This is a genomic window from Sulfitobacter sp. PR48 (assembly GCF_028807335.1).
Taxonomy (GTDB): domain Bacteria; phylum Pseudomonadota; class Alphaproteobacteria; order Rhodobacterales; family Rhodobacteraceae; genus Sulfitobacter.
Genome location: NZ_JARAMM010000038.1, coordinates 1 through 15,995, shown reverse-complemented (window position 1 = coordinate 15,995; position 15,995 = coordinate 1). Strand labels below are relative to the sequence as shown.

The following is a 15,995-nucleotide window of genomic DNA, read 5'->3' as shown; positions in this document are numbered from 1 at the left end:
ATCGCCCGACCTCCCCCCGGAGGGCGATTTTGCACCGTCAGCCAAGCCATGATCCGGTCTGCGGGCTGAAACGTTTCCCATCGCATACAGGTCTGGAACGCCCTCCAGGTCGGGCGATGCCCGGCTGACGCCTCATGTCACTTCGGGCTCTTTCCGGACCTTCGCTGCGACGGGTGTGAAGGTCAGATAAACGGGAAATTGCTGCCGTCGAACAGTGGAACCCAGGCCCGGAACAAGCCGCAGGCGCCGGGCCATCGCCTGCCCGTGCGTCGCAGCGAAGGTGCGCCGTTGATCGTCGGCATGCCTTTGGCATGACGGGCAGGCGACGGCCCGGCTTGCGCTTTGCGTCCCTCTGGGCCCGAACCTGCCTTTTACCGCAGTTTCGATGAATGACAGCTCTGCCCCTGCCCCATCCTTCCGACATCGCATCGCCCTCCGGATCGACGATGGTACGCCAAAGCCGGTTTTGCCCGGCATCTGACGAAGGTGCGACCTTTCGCACCTTCGCATCACGAGGGGCAAGGAAGGCTCAGCCGTTGTCCAGTGTCAGCGCAACGAAGCGGGGATCACCGGCGCGGCGCACCAGCAGCAGGAGCGATTTGCGGCCCGCGTCCTGTGCCGCTTCGATCCGCGCTTCCAGATCCGCGATGGAGGTCACCTTCTGCTGACCGGCCTCGGTGATGATATCGCCGATACGCAGCCCTTTCTCGAAGGCTTCCGATGCTTCATCCACCTCGGTCACCGCCAGGCCATCGGTGCCTGCATCGGCCCCCAGTTCCTCGCGAATCTCATCGGTGAGCGGCGTCAGGGTCAGACCCAGCATGGAGGTCTGGGCCGGCGCATCCTCGGGGGTCGCGGCCGGTTCCTCGCTGTCCGCATCCTCGCGGCGGCCCAGCACCACCTTGACGGTCTGGCTCTTGCCCTCGCGCATCACGGTGACGCGCACGCTGGCCCCGACCGGCGAATTGCCGACCTGGCGCACCAATGCGCGCGTATCGGCCACTTCGACACCATCAAAGGACATGATCACATCCCCGGTCAGCAGGCCCGCTTCCTTGGCGGGGCCCTCCGGCACATCGGTGATCAGCGCGCCGGTCGCCTTGGCAAGGCCCATCGCATCCGCCACGTCCTGCGTCACATCCTGAATGCGCACACCCAGCCAGCCGCGCCGGGTCTCGCCATATTCCTTGAGCTGGTCGACCACGCGGGTGACCACGTTGGAGGCCATCGAGAAGCCGATCCCGATGGAGCCGCCATTGGGTGACAGGATCGCGGTGTTCACCCCGATCACCTGGCCGTCCATGTTGAACAGCGGCCCGCCGGAGTTGCCCCGGTTGATCGCCGCATCGGTCTGGATGTAATCGTCATAGGTGCCCGACAGGGCGCGGTTGCGCGCCGACACGATGCCCGCGCTGACGGAAAACCCCTGCCCCAGCGGGTTGCCCATGGCGATCACCCAATCGCCCACACGCGCCTTGTTGCTGTCGCCGAAGGTCACATAGGGCAGCGGGCTGTCCGCCTCTACCTTGAGCAGGGCAATGTCGGTGTTGGGGTCGGTGCCGATCACCTTGGCGATCAGCTCCTTGCCGGAAAAGAATTCGATGGTAATCTCATCCGCGCCGTCGATCACGTGGTTGTTGGTGACCACATAGCCGTCTTCCGAGATCACAAAGCCGGACCCCAGCGCAGAGGAGCGGCGCGGTCTTTCGCCATTGCCGCCATTGTTGCGGTCGCGGAATTCGCGAAAGAAATCCTCAAAGGGAGAGCCCTCCGGCACGATGCCCTGCGGGCCGGTGCGCCCTTCGACAACCGTCGAGGTGGTGATGTTCACCACCGAGGGGCTGATCTGTTCCGCCAGCGGGGCCAGGCTTTCGGGCTTGGCCAATACCGCGATGGCCTGCGCCACAATCAGCACAAAGGCCAGCAGGCTCAACATCAGCCCCCGGAACATCCGGCTTTCATGGAATGGGACGGCGCGCACTTGTGCCCGTGACTGCATTGGGTCTTCTCCTGCTTTATCCGATGGGGCAAGCCTGCCCGAAACATCTTGCCGACAGAGTGCATGGTGAACCTATGCACCGCAATATCAAAGATGTGCCTGATCACGGGGTTTTCAACAGCGCCGGGCCCAATCTGTGCAGGGCGGCCGCCCGCCGGCGCCTGAAACGGGCCGGGGCGTCATCGTGACAGGGATTTACCGGAGCATTCAGCCCCTGCGCCGGCTTACAGGCCGATCTGGAAAGCGGTCCAAATCAGGATCAGCCCACAGACCACGACCAGCGCACCGATCTGCCGCACCGCCCCCTGCGGCATCTCGCGCAGCAGTTCCAGCATACGCTCCAAAAGCGAAGGGGCCAGCGCATAGACCAGCCCCTCCAGAACCATCACCAGCCCGAAAGCCAGCAGCAGCAATGTCACCGGGTTTCACCCTCGACAGAGCGGCTGCCCTGGTCGGACCGCAGGTAGTTGAAGAACTCCGAATCCGGGGACATGACCATGGTCGAATTCGACCCTTTCAGCGCTTCTTCATAGGCGGTCAGGGACCGGTAGAACTCAAAGAATTCCTGATCCTTGCCATAGGCCTGCGCAAAGATCTTGTTGCGCTCGGCATCTGCCTCACCCTCGATGATGCGCGCATCGCGGCGCGCCTCGGAGAGGATTTCCTCATAGGTCCGGTCGGCCAGCGCCCGGATCCGTTGCGCCGCTTCCTGGCCACGGGCGCGCTCGTCTGTCGCCTCGCGGTCCCGCTCGGCGATCATCCGTTGCAGGGTCGCGTCAAAGTTCTGCTCCGGCAGGTTTGTCTGCCGCAGCCGCACATCCACAACGCTCAGGCCCAGCACGCTTGCACGCTGGTCCGCATTCTCGCGGATCTGGTCCATCAGCCCCGACCGTTCCGGCGACAGGATGGTGTTCGACGTCACCCCCTGCGAGCCGAGCACGGCGCGGATCTGCGATTCCATGATGCCGCTCAGGTCGTTTTCGGCCTGACGCTGGCCGCCGACACCAATGGCCTGACGGAACTGCACGACATCATCAATGCGGTAGAGCACCAGCGCATCGACCAGCAGACGCCGGTCATCGGCCGGTGTGATCTCGATCAGCTCGGTCTCAAGCGTGAGGATCCGGTCCTCGAAGCGCACGACCTCGTCCAGCAGCGGCACCTTGAAGCCGATGCCCGGCTCGGTCCTGACCTGCTTGATCTGGCCAAAGCGCAGAACCAGGGCTTTCTCGCGTTCGTCCACGACAAAGATCGACGACAGCAGCGCCACAAGCGCAATCACCGCGATGGGTATCAAAAATCCGATCCTGCGCATCAGTTCGACCCTCCATTGCGACGCAACTCGTTCAGCGGCAGATAGGGCACAACGCCCTGCCCCCCGCCGGTGCCGCCGACACCACCCTCAAGGATGATCTTGTCGACATCGCCCAGCACCTTCTGCATGGTTTCGATGTAAAGACGCTTGCGCGTCACCTCCGGGGCCTGCTGATATTCCGTCAGCACCGCCTCGAAACGGCTCGCCTCACCTACCGCGTCATTGACGACACGCGCCCGGTAACCTTCGGCGGCTTCCAGCAATTGCGCGCTTTCGCCGCGCGCTTCGGCGGTGCGCCGGTTGGCATAGGCATCCGCCTGACGTTCAAGCCGGTCGCGTTCCTGTTCGGCGGCCTGCACGTCGCGGAAGGCATCCACAGCCGATTCCTGCGTGGTGACACCATCGGTATTGGTGATCGTGACGGTCTGGCTGGGCGGGTCCACCTTGTTCAGGTTGACACGCAGGATGTTGATCCCGGTTTCACGGTTGTCCAGCGTCGTCTGGATCAGCTCCTTGACGCGGTCTGCCACCGCCCCCCGGTCCCGGTTCAGGATCGGTGCCAGTTCGGACTGCGCGATGACCTCCCGCATGGCGGATTCCGAAATCGCCCGCACGCTGGCTTCCGGGTCGCGCAGCGAGAACTTGAAATCGCGCGCGTTCTTGATGTTCCAGACCACCTGAAAGTCGATGTCCACGATATTTTCATCCGTGGTCAGCATCAGGCCGTCATTGTCCGATGCACCACGGCCCACGCCGATCTCTTCGGTGCGGTTGGTGGTCACGTCAAAGACTTCTGCGGTGACAAAGGGCCATGGGGCAAAGTTCAGACCTTCGGTGCCGACCTGGTAAAATTCACCCAGGAAAAGCTCGATGGACTGCTGTTCGGGGCGTACCGTGTAAAAGCTGGTAAAGGCCCAAAGCCCCGCCGCCGCCAGAAGGCCGAGCCCGACCGTGCCGCGCGTCAGCGCAGGGCCACCATTGCCGCCACCGCCGCCGGTGCCATTGCCCCGGTTCCGGTTGCCGCCGCCCATCAGGACGCGAAGCTGTTCCTGGCCCTTCTTGACCAGATCGTCGATTTCGGGGATCTGCGGCTTGTCGCTGCCCTGCCCGCGGCCACCCTGGCCACGATCGCCGCCCTGTCCGCCTTGCCCCTTGTCACGACCTCCGCCGTTGTTGCCGCCCCCTCCCCAGGGGCCGCCCGAATTGCCAGCCATAAGTCTTTTCCCCTCTGTGCCGCGAAACACGGCCTTCTCAAGTTACTCTATGTACGCTTTTGAATGTGGGCGCAAACAGCCCGGATTCAAGCAGTGCGGACCGGCTTGCGCATGGTGACCAGTTCTTCCGACATGGTCGGATGCACCGCACAGGTTGCATCGAACTGTTCCTTGGTCAGCTTCGCCTTGACCGCAATGCCCGCCATCTGGATCAATTCACCCGCATTGGGTGCGACGATATGGCAGCCCAGCACAACGCGGGTTTCGCGCGACACCACCAGTTTCATCAGCACCCGGTCGGATTTGCCCGCAAAGGCACTCTGCATCGGTTTGAACGATGTGCAATAGATCTCGACCGGCTCGCGGTCGCGCGCCTCTTCCTCGCTCAGCCCCACCGTGCCCATCTCGGGCTGGGTGAAGATGGCCGAGGGGATCAGATCATGATCCACCGGGGTCGGATTGCCGCCAAAGACGGTCTCGACAAAGGCCATCCCCTCGCGGATCGCAACCGGTGTCAGGTTCACCCGGTCGGTCACATCGCCGATGGCATAGACCGAGGGCACGCCGGTCTGGCTGTATTCATCCACCTTGATCTCGCCGCGACGGCCCAGGGTCACGCCGATCTCTTCCAGCCCCATGTCCTTGCTCGACGGGTCGCGCCCGGTGGCGAAAAGCACCATGTCAAAGACCTTTTCGCCGCCATTGGTCGATTTGACCCAGACCGGCCCGGACCGGCCCGCGGCCTGTTTCACGCCTGCCCCCATGGAGGCAGCGGATGCGGTGGGTTGCGGGCCATCCTTGCGGTCCTCGGCCAGGGCCATCTCGACGATATTGGTGCCGGTGTGCAGGTCGATGCCGCTGTCGCGCATGCTTTCGGCGACAAGCCCGCGCGCTTCGTCGTCAAAGCCACGCAGGATCTGCGCGCCACGGTAATATTGCGTCACCTCGACACCCAGACCGCGCAGGATGCAGGCGAATTCACAGGCGATATAGCCGCCGCCGATGATCAGGATGGATTTCGGCAGCTGGTCCAGATGAAAGATGTCATCCGACACGATGCCCAGCTCCGCATTCGGCAGTTCAGGGCGCACCGGATGGCCGCCGGTCGCCACCAGAATATGTTTCGCCGTCTTCGTGGTGCCATCGGCCAGTTCGACCGTATGCGCATCCTTCAGGCGCGCGCGCAGGTCAAAGGTCTCCACCCCGGAATTGGCCAGCAGCTTGCGATAGACCCCTTCCAGCCGGTCGAGTTCCTGCGTCAGCCGGCCCCGGAAATCCTGCCAGTCAAACGGCCCCTGCCTGTGGTCCCAGCCATAGCTTCTCGCCTCTTCCACCACATCGGAATAGGTAGAGGCAAAGACCATCAGCTTTTTCGGCACGCAGCCCCGGATCACGCAGGTGCCGCCATAGCGGTCATCCTCTGCCAGCGCGACCTTTGCCCCGTATTCGCCTGCGGCGACACGCGCGGCGCGCACCCCGCCAGAGCCGCCGCCGATCACAAAAAGATCATAGTCGAAATCGGTGTCAGCCATTGGTTCTTCCTTATTCTCGGTCACTCGCTGAGGTCGGAAAACAGATTGTCCGTTTCCACAAAGTCCAGCCGCTCCGTCGCGACTGTCCCCTCATTTATGTCGCGCACCTCGACCCTGCCATCCCCGTAGCCGATCACGACTGCGTCACAGATGTCGATGAACAACCCGTTCTCCACCACGCCGGGCATCTGGTTCAGAACCAGCGCCAGCTGCCGCGCATTGCCGATCCGGTTCAGGTGCAGATCGAGGATATGGTTGCCCTCGTCGGTGATGAAGGGGGTATCGCCGTTCATCCGCAGGGTCGAAGACCGGCCCAGCACATCCATCGAGATCAGCGTTTCCTCCACCAGCGCCTGAGTGGTCTGCCAGCCAAAGGGGATCACCTCGATCGGCAGCGGAAAGGCGCCCAGATGTTCGACTTCCTTGCCGATATCCGCGATGACCACCATCTGGTCGCTTGCCGTCGCCACGATCTTTTCCTGCAGCAGCGCGCCGCCGCCGCCCTTGATCAGGTTCAGCTCGCCGTCGAATTCATCCGCTCCGTCAATGGTCAGGTCCAGCCATTTCGCCTCATCCAGCGAAATCACCTCGATGCCCACGTTGCGGGCCAGTTCCGCCGTGCGCGCCGATGTCGGCACGCCCCGGATGCGCAGCCCGTCATCGCGCACCATTTCGCCCAGGCAGCGCACCAGCCAGGCGGCGGTGGACCCGGTGCCAAGCCCCACGCGCATGCCGTCTTCGACAAACTGGGCCGCGCGTTTCGCGGCAACAAACTTTGCCTTGTCGATGGGAGACAGTTCTCCGGCCATGAGGCAGCTTCCTTTTGCGTAACCTGACCGGGTTATAGGGACATTAGCGGCCCGGTGCGAGGGGCTAGCGCCGGGTTTTTGTGTGAAATCGAAAGCACCGGGCCAAAACCGCCCCGGGGCCGGCGCGCCAACCCGGCGGTCACCCATGCGGCACCACGCAGCACCCACCATCAGCGCCGCAATCGCGGTGCCAGGGCGGAACAGGCACCAGCACCGGCGGCATCGATTCCCCCCGACAGCGCCAGCCGGGCCAGTCCCGTGCCGGGGGGAGGATTCTATCCGTTTTCATCATGGCTGTCCGGCACCGACACCCCCGGACACGCCGAAAGCCTGCGCGAAGCCCGCGCGGATCGCGTGTCGGGTGAGCGGATGGGGTGGGCCTTCGCTGAGGCGGCGCGAAAGTCTGCGATGAAGAGTACCGCAGTGACAAAAGCGGTGGTTATCGGCTGTGTCAGAAACGGTTGAGTTTTGGCACATTCTGCGGTGCGGAGAAGGTCCGGAACGAGCCCGGAGTGACATGAGACACAAGCCGGGCCGTCGCCTGCCCGGGGTGGGCGATGCCGAGCTATGTTCATACCACTTTATTTCTCAACCGTGATGAATCCTAACGAGGGAACACCCAGCCTCACCAAATCGCCTACCCGAGGGGCGGGCAGGCGATGGCCCGGCGCCTTCGGCTTGTTCCGGGCTTTGGTTGCCAGTGATCGACGGCAGCAATGTCCGCTCACCTGACATAAACCCCCTGACAGAATAGATGCGCCAAATACGCTCGTTTTCGCCACTTCGCGAGGCTCAACCGCCATCGTCGAAAAATCCTGTGCCACAAACCTCTGGCCAAACTGCTCCGCGTTTTGTCACGGTTTTGGCCACCCGATCAAAAGCTGCCGTTTATGCCTCTCGCAGCATCGGGTATTTTCGGAACTGAGCCGCCCCCCGCTGACCCTGTCTCCGCAGTACCGGTTTGCTTGCGCGGCGCCGGCGGCCCGCTGTAGAACATCCCGTCGATCCTGGCGGCACTGGACGAACGTTTTGGTGTCGACCAGCACATCAAGCGTCGTTTTCGAACGTGCGCGCGGCCCTGCCTGCGCTAGGTCAGGTTTCATGAACCGATATGTCCTTCACTACGCCCCCGACAATGCCTCGCTGATCGTCCGGCTGGCGCTGGACCATATGGGCCGGCCCTTCGAGACCAGGCTGGTGAACCGCGCAACAGGTGAGCAAGGCTCGCCCGCCTATCGCGGGTTGAACCCCCACGGGCTGATCCCGGTGCTGGAGACGCCGCAGGGGCCGATCTTCGAGACCGGCGCGATCCTGCTGTGGCTGGCCGATACCCATGGCGGCATGGCCCCGGCACCGGATCACCCCGACCGGGCGGCCTTCCTCAAATGGCTGTTCTTCGTGTCGAACACGCTGCACCCGGCACTGCGCATGACCTTTTATCCGGAAAAATATGCAGGCCCCGATCCGGCGCATCAGGCCGCCCTGCGACAGACCATGCAGATGGCACTGGCATCGCATCTTGCGCAGCTCGACAGGCTGGCGGCCTCCGGTCCGGCCTGGCTTGATCCGCAGACCCCCGGCATCCTGCATTTCTACCTCGCCTGCTGCCTGCGCTGGTGCGCGCTTTACCCCCTGGCCGCCGACCGTTCATGGTTCCGGCTTGCGCAGACCGCCCATCTGCACAATCTTTGCCTGATGCTTGAAACCCTGCCCTGCACCCGCGCCGCGCAAGCTGCCGAAGGGCTGGGACCAACCCCATTCACCGCGCCACAACTGGCCACCCCGCCCGAAGGAAGTGCCACCTGATGTTCCTCTCCGTTTTCGACATGTTCAAGGTGGGCATCGGCCCGTCCTCCTCCCACACCATGGGCCCGATGGTCGCCGCCGCGCGGTTCCTCGACATGATGCGCGCCTCGCCCTTCCATTTCGCGGGGTTGCGCGCCTCGCTGCACGGGTCGCTGGCCTTTACCGGTGTCGGCCATGCCACGGACCGGGCGACGATCCTGGGCCTCGCCGGGTTCACCCCGCGCGATTATGACCACGAACGCGCCGAGGCGGTGCTGAAACAGATCGCCGAGACCCATGTGATCGAGGTCGAGGGGCTGCCGCCCCTGCGTTTCGACCCCAGGGCGGACATGGTTTTCGACTACGACACCAAGCTTGCGGGCCATGCCAATGGCATGTTGCTGATGGCCCGCGACGCCCAGGGCGATGTGGTCCTGCGCGAGACCTTCTATTCCGTTGGCGGCGGTTTTGTCATGACCGAGGCCGAACTGGCCGCGGGCAAGGATACCGACGAGGGCGCACCGGTGCCCTACCCGTTCAAATCCGCCGCCGAGATGCTGGAGATGGCAAAGTCCTCGGGCAAGAGCATCGCGGCAATGAAACGCGCCAACGAAATCTCGCGCGGCGGCGAGGTCAACCTGCGCGAAGGGTCCAGGAAGCTCTGGCAGGTGATGAACGACTGCATCGACCGGGGGCTGACCACCGACGGCATCCTGCCCGGCGGCCTGAGCGTCAAGCGCCGCGCCAAGGGCATTTACGATGCGCTGATGGCCGAGCGTGGCCAGAACCAGCGCGCGCCCCATACGATCAACGACTGGATGAGCGTCTATGCCATGGCGGTGAACGAGGAAAACGCGGCCGGCGGTCAGGTGGTCACCGCGCCCACCAATGGCGCGGCCGGCGTAATGCCCGCCACCCTGCGCTATTACCTCGACCATGTGCCCGGCGCGTCGGAAAGCCATATCGAGGATTTCCTGCTGACCGCAGCCGCCATCGGCGGGCTGGTCAAGTTCAACGCCTCCATCTCGGGGGCCGAGGCGGGCTGTCAGGCCGAAGTGGGCTCTGCCGCCGCCATGTCTGCGGCGGGTCTTTGTGCCGTCATGGGCGGCACGCCGGAACAGATTGAAAATGCCGCTGAAATCGCGCTGGAGCATCACCTTGGCATGACCTGCGACCCGGTGCGCGGGCTGGTCCAGGTGCCCTGCATCGAACGCAACGGCCTGGGCGCGATCAAGGCGGTTTCGGCGGCCTCGCTCGCCCTGCGCGGCGACGGCACCCATCTGGTGCCGCTGGATGCCTGTATCGAGACGATGCGCCAGACCGGGGCGGATATGTCGGAGAAATACAAGGAAACCTCGCTGGGCGGTCTGGCGGTGAATGTGCCGAACTGCTGAACTGCGGCACGTCGCGCGTTGACAGACCAAGGCGCGGTGCCTGCCCCCCAAGCGCCCCGCCCGGCGCACGACGAAACGCTGCGGCAGGACGGCTCGGCGCCGGTCAGGACGCAGAATGCCGTCAAAGCCGCCGATTGTGGGCAAAAACCTGCCCGCCCGCGCAGGGCACGCAGGGTCACCACATCACCCACTTGATTTGCCATGGGATTTCCGATATGCGGGCGGGGCAAACGTTATTCTTTTTCGACCCACTGTCTCCTTCATACGGCGTTCAGTCCCGATCCAGATCGACCACGCCAAGCTGTCGCATACCGCGGACAGACCCAAAAACGGAGACTACGGATATGGCCACTGGCACCGTAAAATGGTTCAACACAACAAAAGGCTTCGGCTTTATCGCACCCGATGGCGGCAGCAAGGACGTTTTCGTCCATATTTCTGCTGTTGAGCGCGCAGGCCTGACCGGCCTGGCAGACGACCAGAAAGTGACATTCGACATCGAAGCGGGCCGTGACGGTCGCGAATCGGCGACGAACATCGCACTGGCATAAGCCACCCTGCGACGAGATTTGAAACGCGGTCCCTGGAAAGGGGCCGCGTTTTGCGTTTCAGGGCAGGTTACCGGCGCAGCGGCACCTCATACCCGCGCGCTTCGGGTTCATCGTCGGTCAGCTCGGTCGGAAAGCCCGCTGCGGTGATGCTGAGGCCCGTCGCCTCCTCCAGCCGTTCGATCATCCGGTCCGACTGGGCGCTGACACCATAGCGGCGCTGCCCGTCGCTCAGCATCTTGATCATCAGCGGCGACAGTTCCAGCGGCACCCCGTTGTCATCGGCCAGTTTCTGGAACAGGCCCACGTCCTTTTGCACAAGGTCGAGGGTAAAGTTCACATCCCGCGACCCCGACAGGATCAGCTGGCTTTCGGTCTCATGCACGAATGAATTGCCCGAGGATGCCGCAATCGCCTCATAGGTGACGCCAAGGTCCATGCCCGCCGCCTTCATCACCGTCAGCGCCTCGCAGAGCGACAAAAGGTTGATGGTGGCCAGATAGTTGGTCATGACCTTGAGCGTGCTGGACACCCCCACATCGCCCACATGCAAAATGCGGCGGCCCATATGGGTCAGGATCGGCAGGACCTTTTCAAAGGTGGCACGCGTGCAGCCCGCATAGATGCTGATATTGCCGGTATCTGCCCGGTGGCACCCGCCCGAGACCGGGCAATCCACCGCCTCTCCGCCCTTTGCGATCACCGCGTCGGCATGGGCCTTGATCTGATCGGCATCGGTGGTCGACATCTCCATCCAGATCTTGCCGGGGCCGACATGGGGCAACATCTGCGCCAGCACGGCGGCGCAGGCGGCGGGGCTGGGCAGGCAGGTGATCACCAGATCGCAAGATTGCATCAGCGCGCCGGGACCGGCGGCGGCTTTCGCGCCTTTCGCCACCTTCGCGGCGACAAGTTCCGCGTTCAGGTCATGCACATGCAGCTCTATCCCGTTGCGCAGCAGCGATCCCGCCAGCTTGCCACCGACGTTCCCCAATCCGACAAATCCGACTTTCATCCATCTCTCCTGTCCGGGCACCCCCATCAACGCGGCTGACCTGCGACCTGTCGCGCCTGATTGCGACGGGTCAGGCGACAGGTCAGCCACGCGGGTCCTGCCCGGAGGCTACTTCGCGTAGCCGCCCAAAAAGCTGAAATCGGAGCGGTTGCCGCAAGGATTCCCCGCAATCTCGCATTTTTGCACAGAGCCCGTGCCTGCAATTCTCTTTTCAGCTGCGCGCGGCGCACCTATCTGTCTTGCAGCTTCAGACAAGGAGAATTGTCATGTCCCTCAGACCCACACTTGAGACACGTCGCGCAATCCCCACGCTTGAAGGTGCGGGTGTCAAACTGCACCGCGCCTTTGGCTTTCAGGACCCGTCGGAACTGGACCCCTTCCTGCTGTTCGACGATTTCCGCAACGAACGGCCCGAGGATTTTGAAAAGGGCTTTCCCTGGCACCCCCACCGGGGGATCGAAACGATCACCTATGTGCTGGAAGGCACGGTCGAACATGGCGATTCCCTGGGCAATACCGGCACGCTGGGCGCTGGTGACGTGCAATGGATGACCGCCGGTTCCGGCATCCTGCATCAGGAAATGCCCGCCGGAAACGCGCGCGGTCAGATGCATGGTTTCCAGCTTTGGGGCAACCTGCCCGCCGCGCAGAAGATGACCGCGCCGCGCTACCAGGACGTGACCTCGGCCGATATTCCGGTGGTGACGGATGACGACGGCACGCAGGTCAAGGTGATCACCGGCAACTTCTGGGGCAAGACCGGCCCGGTGGACGGGATCGCGGCAGACCCGCAGTACCTCGACATCACCGTGCCTGCGGGCGTGAAAAAGACCTTCCGCATCGACACCTACCGCCGGGCATTCGCCTATGTGTTCCAGGGGGCCGGCGCCTTTGCTGATGCCTCTGCCCCCTCCGGCGTGCTGCTGGAAAAGGAAGTGGCCGGCGAAGAGGTCAACATCCGCGATCTCAGCGGCGACCGCACCCTGATCCGCTTTGGCACCGGGGACGAGGTGACCGTTCAGGCGGGCGAGGAAGGGCTGCGTTTCCTGCTGATCTCGGGCGCGCCGATCGAGGAACCCGTGGCCTGGCACGGCCCCATCGTGATGAACACCCGCGCCGAGCTGGAACAGGCCTTTGCCGACCTGCGCAATGGCAAGTTCATCAAACCGGCGCATTGAAACCGGCGCATTGAAACAGGGGTGGGCCATGCGCCCACCTCACTTTCTCAGGACAGTGCAGCGTAATCCGGTTGCAGGGTGCCGGTCAGAAATAGCCGTTCCGTTGCAGGCGCCACAGAATCACAGCACCTGCCCCGATCACCACGACAAAGCCCTTGACCCCAAGAACGACCCGCGCGCCGTACATCAGAAGCACAAAGCCGAACATGATGCCCGCGACCAGCAGCGCCGTGCCATTGCCATGACCCGCCAGCCGGATCACGAGGAATGTGCCCAGGGTCATCAGCGTGGCCACCATGGGCATGATCTTTTTCAACCATGCAAGATGTTCGTCCTCGGTCATGCCGCCATCCTAGCACATTCCGGCATGTCCCGGAACAGCCTGGCGGCAGGCCTGTTGCGCCCCCCGGCGCACGCTTGTGTCAGCATGTCTTAACCCCGCTGGCCTAAAACCCTGCCCTGTCATGACACAGCTGCAGGGCTTTCACCCCTGCGGTATCGACCCGGAGAAGAGGCCCGGCACATCGGGCCATATCTGAACGGTTCAGGAATGCGGGGTAAAATCCCGTCTCATACCTCCGATCTGGCGGCGCCGCCTTTTTACCGACGCTTCGTGATCATCAGATATCAACAGCCAAACATCACCGCCGGGGATGCCCCGCGCGGGCGTTTCAGGCTGCGCTGACCGCCTTGCGCACCATGTCCCAGTATTGCCCGACAACCTCGTCCAGGGACAGCCGCCCGCTCTCGCGGAACCATGTGTTCACCCCGGTCAGCATCGCGATGATCGCCAGAGTCACGATCTTGGTGTCCTTGACCGCGAAATCGCCGCTGTCCACACCCGCACGCAGGACGTTTTCCAGCCGGTTCTCGTACATCCGGCGCAGGCGCTCGACCTCGGCGAAATTCTCCTCATCAAGGTTGCGCAATTCCATATAGGCGATGAAGACCTCATCGGGCCGGTCGGCGTGAAACCTGATGTGGAAGGCGACAAAATCCTCAAGCTGCGCCAGGGCATCGCCCCTTGGCACCGGCAGGGCACAAAGCAGCGCCTCAAGGTGGTCGCGCATCAGTTCGAACAGCAGGGTCTGCTTGTCAGGGGTGTAATTGTAAAGCGCCCCGGCCTGCACGCCCACCTCTGCCGCGATGGCGCGCATCGACACCGCCGCATAGCCACCGCGCGCGAACAGCTTCAGCGCCGCCGCACGGACCCGTGGCCCCGTGATATCGGAATGTGAACCTGTTGTACGCGCCATGACCCCCTGATTACTGAAACTGCATCCGAAAGCAAAGCCCGCTTGCGCTGTCAGACAGGCTGGTGCAAGAAAGTTGTCATGAGCATACGCCCCCCGATTGCCCTGCTGGCCGCCTGCTGCCTTGCCGCCTGCACCCAGTTCCCCGAGCTGGACCGGACGATTTCGCCCGAAATGGCCGCCGCCGATTACCCCGCCCTGGTGCCGCTTGAACCTTTGCTGGCGCAGGCCACCGCGGGCAGGGTCGATGCGCAGGCCACCCAGGCCCGGCTTGAGGCACGGGTGGCGCGGCTGAGGTCACGCGCGGCACGGATGCGCGGCGCCATCCTGTCGGGCCGGGAACGGCAGCGTCTGGCAGAAGGTCTGCAATAGCGCCGGTTCCGCGGTCCTGCGTTGCACGCCGCCTGTGAAACCGCTACATCGCGGCAGAACCAGAACCCTGACCACACCCAAAGGATATCGCCCATGTCTGATCCCCTTCGCCTTGGTATTGCCGGACTGGGCACAGTGGGGGTCGGCGTGGTGCGCATCATCCGCCAGCAGGCCGCCCTGCTGGAGGCGCGCACGGGCCGCAAGATCACCATTTCCGCCGTCTCTGCCCGCACCAGGGGACGGGACCGGGGTGTCAGCCTGGACAGCTACGCCTGGGAGGACGACCCCGTCGCACTGGCCGGCCGCGATGACGTCGATGTCTTTGTCGAACTCATGGGCGGTGAGGACGGCCCCGCCAAGAACGCCACTGAAGCTGCGCTGAAAGCGGGCAAGCAGGTGGTCACGGCGAACAAGGCGATGCTGGCGATCCACGGTCAGGCGCTGGCCGAACTGGCAGAGGCGCAAGGCGTCAACCTGCGTTTCGAGGCGGCTGTCGCGGGCGGCATTCCCGTGGTCAAGACGCTGATGGAGGGCCTTGCCGGCAATGCCATCACCCGGGTGATGGGCGTGATGAACGGCTCGTGCAACTACATCCTGACCCGGATGGAGAATTCGGGCAAAACCTATCAGGAGATCTTTGCCGAGGCCGATGGCCTGGGCTATCTGGAGGCCGATCCGCAGCTGGATGTGGGCGGCATTGATGCCGCGCACAAGCTGGCGATCCTGTCCTCCATCGCCTTTGGCGCGCAGGTGGATTTCGCGGGCATTCATCTGGAAGGGATCGAGCGGGTCAGCATCGAGGACATCCACGCCGCCGCCGACATGGGCTACAAGATCAAGCTGCTGGGCGTGGCGCAAAAGACCGGGCGCGGCTTGGAACAGCGGATGCAGCCCTGTCTGGTGCCCGACACTTCGCCGCTGGGGCAGCTGGATGGCGGGACCAACATGGTGGTGCTGGATGGTGATGCGGTGGGCCAGATCGTGCTGCGCGGCGCGGGTGCGGGCGAAGGCCCCACCGCCAGCGCGGTGATGGCCGACATCTGCGACATCGCGCGCGGCACGCTGATGCCCGTCTTCGGCCAGCCCGCCGCCAGTCTGCAACAGGCGAAATCCGCCATGTCCAAGACCCCTGCCCCCTATTACCTGCGCATGACGCTGGTGGACAAACCCGGCGCCCTGGCCAAGATCGCCACGGTCCTGGGCGAAGCGGGTGTCAGCATCAACAGGATGCGGCAATACGAACATGACACCGGCACGGCCCCGGTGCTGATCGTGACCCACAAGACCATCCCCGCCGATCTGGACCGCGCGATTGCCGCCATGGATGGCACCGGCGTGATGGCCGGCGCGCCCATCGCCCTGCGCATCGAAGAGGTCTGAGGCACCGGACCCGGGGCAATCGGCTCCGCCCTTTCCCTGACCGCATGGGCCCCGGCCCGGTTCGGACCTTCGCTGCGACACGTGTGAAGGTCAGTTAAGCGGACGTCGATCACAAGCACCCAGGCCCGGAACAAGCCGAAGGCGCCGGGCCATCGCCTGCCCGCCCCTCGGGTAGGCGATTTGGTGAGGCTAGTTGTTCCC

Annotated in this window: 15 protein-coding genes; 6 read left to right on the top strand and 9 right to left on the bottom strand. The window is 63.8% G+C overall.

Annotated elements, in window-relative coordinates:
• Window positions 1-529 precede the first annotated feature (529 nt).
• From PVW51_RS23525 to rpiA, 6 genes are all read right to left on the bottom strand, one after another.
• Complete coding sequence (locus tag PVW51_RS23525; RefSeq protein ID WP_274578110.1) at window positions 530-1,999, bottom strand: DegQ family serine endoprotease; 1,470 nt, start codon at window positions 1,997-1,999, stop codon at window positions 530-532.
• A 224-nt stretch (window positions 2,000-2,223) separates the two neighbouring features.
• Window positions 2,224-2,418 carry a DUF2065 domain-containing protein gene (locus tag PVW51_RS23520; protein ID WP_114275723.1) on the bottom strand — a complete coding sequence of 65 codons (195 nt, stop codon included), beginning with the start codon at window positions 2,416-2,418 and terminating at the stop codon, window positions 2,224-2,226.
• The gene (gene hflC, locus PVW51_RS23515; RefSeq protein ID WP_269363842.1) at window positions 2,415-3,314 is read right to left on the bottom strand and encodes a protease modulator HflC; all 900 of its coding nucleotides are present in this window, start codon (window positions 3,312-3,314) and stop codon (window positions 2,415-2,417) included. Before hflC ends, PVW51_RS23520 begins: the two co-directional genes overlap by 4 nt.
• Entirely contained in the window at window positions 3,314-4,528 is a 1,215-nt protein-coding gene (gene hflK / locus PVW51_RS23510) for an FtsH protease activity modulator HflK (protein WP_269363843.1), read from the bottom strand. Before hflK ends, hflC begins: the two co-directional genes overlap by 1 nt.
• 86 nt (window positions 4,529-4,614) lie before the next feature.
• Entirely contained in the window at window positions 4,615-6,060 is a 1,446-nt protein-coding gene (locus tag PVW51_RS23505; protein WP_274578106.1) for an FAD-dependent oxidoreductase, read from the bottom strand.
• Between the two features lie 20 nt (window positions 6,061-6,080).
• Window positions 6,081-6,869, bottom strand: coding sequence for a ribose-5-phosphate isomerase RpiA (gene rpiA / locus PVW51_RS23500; RefSeq protein WP_114275726.1), 789 nt, complete (start codon window positions 6,867-6,869; stop codon window positions 6,081-6,083).
• Window positions 6,870-7,970: 1,101 nt separating this feature from the next.
• Between rpiA and PVW51_RS23495 the strand changes: the two genes are divergently transcribed.
• From PVW51_RS23495 to PVW51_RS23485, 3 genes are all read left to right on the top strand, one after another.
• Window positions 7,971-8,675 (top strand): glutathione S-transferase family protein, encoded by a 705-nt coding sequence (locus PVW51_RS23495; RefSeq protein ID WP_274578102.1) that lies wholly within the window; start codon window positions 7,971-7,973, stop codon window positions 8,673-8,675.
• Entirely contained in the window at window positions 8,675-10,048 is a 1,374-nt protein-coding gene (locus PVW51_RS23490) for an L-serine ammonia-lyase (protein WP_269363851.1), read from the top strand. The genes PVW51_RS23495 and PVW51_RS23490 overlap by 1 nt, the downstream gene beginning before the upstream one ends.
• Window positions 10,049-10,392: 344 nt before the next feature.
• The gene (locus PVW51_RS23485) at window positions 10,393-10,599 is read left to right on the top strand and encodes a cold-shock protein (RefSeq protein ID WP_067293393.1); all 207 of its coding nucleotides are present in this window, start codon (window positions 10,393-10,395) and stop codon (window positions 10,597-10,599) included.
• Window positions 10,600-10,666: 67 nt separating this feature from the next.
• Here the strand turns inward: PVW51_RS23485 and PVW51_RS23480 are convergent, their stop codons facing one another.
• Window positions 10,667-11,611, bottom strand: a complete 945-nt coding sequence (locus PVW51_RS23480) for an NAD(P)-dependent oxidoreductase (RefSeq protein ID WP_274578094.1) — start codon at window positions 11,609-11,611, stop codon at window positions 10,667-10,669.
• A 266-nt stretch (window positions 11,612-11,877) separates the two neighbouring features.
• On the opposite strand from PVW51_RS23480, the gene PVW51_RS23475 reads away from it, so the two are divergent.
• Window positions 11,878-12,789 (top strand): pirin family protein, encoded by a 912-nt coding sequence (locus PVW51_RS23475; protein WP_114275733.1) that lies wholly within the window; start codon window positions 11,878-11,880, stop codon window positions 12,787-12,789.
• 85 nt (window positions 12,790-12,874) lie between these two features.
• On the opposite strand, the gene PVW51_RS23470 is transcribed toward PVW51_RS23475, so the two are convergent.
• Both PVW51_RS23470 and PVW51_RS23465 read right to left on the bottom strand, forming a co-directional pair.
• Window positions 12,875-13,132, bottom strand: a complete 258-nt coding sequence (locus tag PVW51_RS23470; protein ID WP_274578092.1) for a hypothetical protein — start codon at window positions 13,130-13,132, stop codon at window positions 12,875-12,877.
• A gap of 328 nt (window positions 13,133-13,460) precedes the next feature.
• The gene (locus PVW51_RS23465; protein WP_269363881.1) at window positions 13,461-14,045 is read right to left on the bottom strand and encodes a TetR/AcrR family transcriptional regulator; all 585 of its coding nucleotides are present in this window, start codon (window positions 14,043-14,045) and stop codon (window positions 13,461-13,463) included.
• Window positions 14,046-14,123: 78 nt separating this feature from the next.
• On the opposite strand from PVW51_RS23465, the gene PVW51_RS23460 reads away from it, so the two are divergent.
• Together PVW51_RS23460 and PVW51_RS23455 are read left to right on the top strand one after the other, a co-directional pair.
• Window positions 14,124-14,414, top strand: a complete 291-nt coding sequence (locus tag PVW51_RS23460) for a hypothetical protein (protein WP_274578090.1) — start codon at window positions 14,124-14,126, stop codon at window positions 14,412-14,414.
• 93 nt (window positions 14,415-14,507) lie between these two features.
• Complete coding sequence (locus PVW51_RS23455) at window positions 14,508-15,794, top strand: homoserine dehydrogenase (protein WP_274578089.1); 1,287 nt, start codon at window positions 14,508-14,510, stop codon at window positions 15,792-15,794.
• Window positions 15,795-15,995 lie beyond the last annotated feature (201 nt).